We start from the raw sequence: 1,994 nt of genomic DNA, 5'->3' as shown, positions 1-1,994 counted from the left end.
GCGAGGGCGAGGATGACCACGAGGCCCGGCACGATGAACGCGGCCCCGCCGACGAGCGCCCCGAGGCGTCCGCGGACCCGCGACGCGCAGTAGATGGCCAACTGGGTCGAGGCGGGGCCGGGAAGGAGGTTGCAGGCGGCGATCGCGTCCTCGAACTCGGTGGCGCCGATCCATTTCCGCCGCTCCACGCACAGCTGCCGCAGGAGCCGGATGTGCGCGGGCGGACCACCGAAGCCGATGCAGCCGATCCGGCCCCACTCGCGCAGAACCGTGGCCAGGCTGGGAGCGCGCTCCTCGAGATTCACGGCGCGGTCCCTTCCGTGACGGTGGCTTCGCCGCCCCGAATATACATGACTCCGCAGTGAAGGCCCGGGCGCGCCCGGGCCTTCACTTGGTGGTGGCTCACGCGATGTCGAACGCGTCCTCGTACATCTCGGTGCGCGAGGTCTGGGGATAGACGTATTGCGCGGATTCGCGGAACGGCCCCATGAATTCGGGATCGGTCATCTGCGCGCGATTCTCGGCCTGGAACGTGGCGAGGTCGGGGTATTCGAACTCGATGATGGCCTCGTTGTTGGCGCCGGCCGTTGGAACCAGGAATCGGGGCTTGACCCAGCCCTTGGCCTCGCAGACATCCGAGAGCCTTTTCACAAGACCCGCGAATTCGCGGAATTTTCCGTACTGGACGATGGAGACGGAACGAACTCGATACATGGGGCGGCCTCCTGATCAGCGTGAATCTGACGCCGGGCATGACTCCCCGTTCCGACCACGTCTGCCGACGGCGGGAGCGTAAGCCCGCCGATCTGGGCCGGTCAATGGCGCGAAACGACGTGCTGACGCCGGCCCGCTCAGAGACTCACGGCAGCAACGCCCGCGCGGTCTCCTCGAGCACGGCCCGCACGGCCTGCATGACGGGATGCCCCGCACTCGAGGCCCGCATCGACGTGAACACCGTGCGATGCGGCGCGCCGTCGAGGTCGAGAAGCCGGGCCGACGGCGCACGGCCCACCCACACGAGATCGGGAAGGAGCGCGACGGCGTTCCCGGACTCGACGAGCCGGACGTGGGCCTGGAGGTCGGCCGTCTCGTACCGGACATCGGGCTCGAATCCGGCCGAGCGGCACGCCTGCTCGGCCCAGTGCCGCGACGCGGCCCCGTGCGGCTCCATGACCCACGGCAGGTGGGCGGCGTCCGCGAGCCGGGCGACGCCGTCGAACGCTTCACCCGCGCCGCGCGGGGGAACGGCAAGCCGGATCGCGTCCCGCGTGAGGTGCTCGCGGTCGAGTCCCGGATAGTGTGGCGCGGCGTGCTGGGGGTACTGCTCCGCCACGACGACGTCGAAGTCCCGTGCCCACGTCTCGTGGAGCGCAGTCTCGGGCTCGTGCTGCACCATCTCGACGCGGAGCTCCGGGTGCTGCCCTCGCAAGGTCCGCAGAGCAACCGGCATGAGCGCGAGGGCGGCAGTCTGGAAGACCGCGAGCCGCACCGTGCCGCGGACCTCGCTCTGGCTCGCGGCGAGAGCGGCCTCGGTGCGCTCGAGCGCGTCGAGGAGCTCGCTCGTGTGCTCGACGAGCACGAGCGCCTGCGGGGTGAGCACCACGCGACGCCCGGACTTGCGCAGGAGCTCGGCGCCCACCTCCTTCTCGAGGAGCGCGAGCTGCTGCGACACCGACGAAGGGCTGTACGCGAGCGCGTCGGCGACCTCGGCGAGGGTCCCACGGATGCTCAGCTCGCGCAGGAGGCGGAGGCGGCGGATCTCGAGCATGGCAGGACTCCAATTCTTCGGCTTTCCCCATGATTATGCGTCAGAAACAATCACTTCTACTTCTGTAATCGGGGGCACATACTGTCTGGAGACCCGCCACCCGGCCCCGGCAGAGACCCTGCAACCGCCCGGACGGGACCCCACACCATGACGGACAGGACCCCGCACCATGACCACGCCGAGCCACGGTTCCGAGCCAGCTCACCCGTCCCCCGCCCACCGCGCG

At 69.7% G+C, this 1,994-nt stretch carries 3 protein-coding genes; all 3 read right to left on the bottom strand.

Going from position 1 to position 1,994, the window contains the following annotated elements; genetic code table 11:
• A partial coding sequence (locus ACLN58_RS21625; RefSeq protein ID WP_415857271.1) for a chromate transporter occupies positions 1–305 on the bottom strand: 305 nt, incomplete at its 3' end.
• A 97-nt stretch (positions 306–402) separates the two neighbouring features.
• A complete protein-coding gene (locus tag ACLN58_RS21620; protein ID WP_415857270.1) occupies positions 403–714 on the bottom strand; it encodes a hypothetical protein in 312 nt (103 codons plus the stop codon).
• Between the two features lie 145 nt (positions 715–859).
• Positions 860–1,768, bottom strand: a complete 909-nt coding sequence (locus ACLN58_RS21615; protein ID WP_415857269.1) for a LysR substrate-binding domain-containing protein — start codon at positions 1,766–1,768, stop codon at positions 860–862.
• Between the last annotated feature and the right edge of the window lie 226 nt (positions 1,769–1,994).

Source organism: Sinomonas sp. G460-2 (assembly GCF_047759905.1).
Classification (GTDB): Bacteria; Actinomycetota; Actinomycetes; order Actinomycetales; family Micrococcaceae; genus Sinomonas.
Note: the sequence above shows the minus strand (reverse complement) of the source record. Positions and strands in the feature narration are given on the sequence as shown.

Excerpts from the sequence above, each read along its gene's own strand:
- ACLN58_RS21620 (WP_415857270.1), bottom strand. The coding sequence starts at position 714 with ATGTATCGAGTTCGTTCCGTCTCCATCGTCCAGTACGGAAAATTCCGC.
- ACLN58_RS21615 (WP_415857269.1), bottom strand. The coding sequence starts at position 1,768 with ATGCTCGAGATCCGCCGCCTCCGCCTCCTGCGCGAGCTGAGCATCCGT.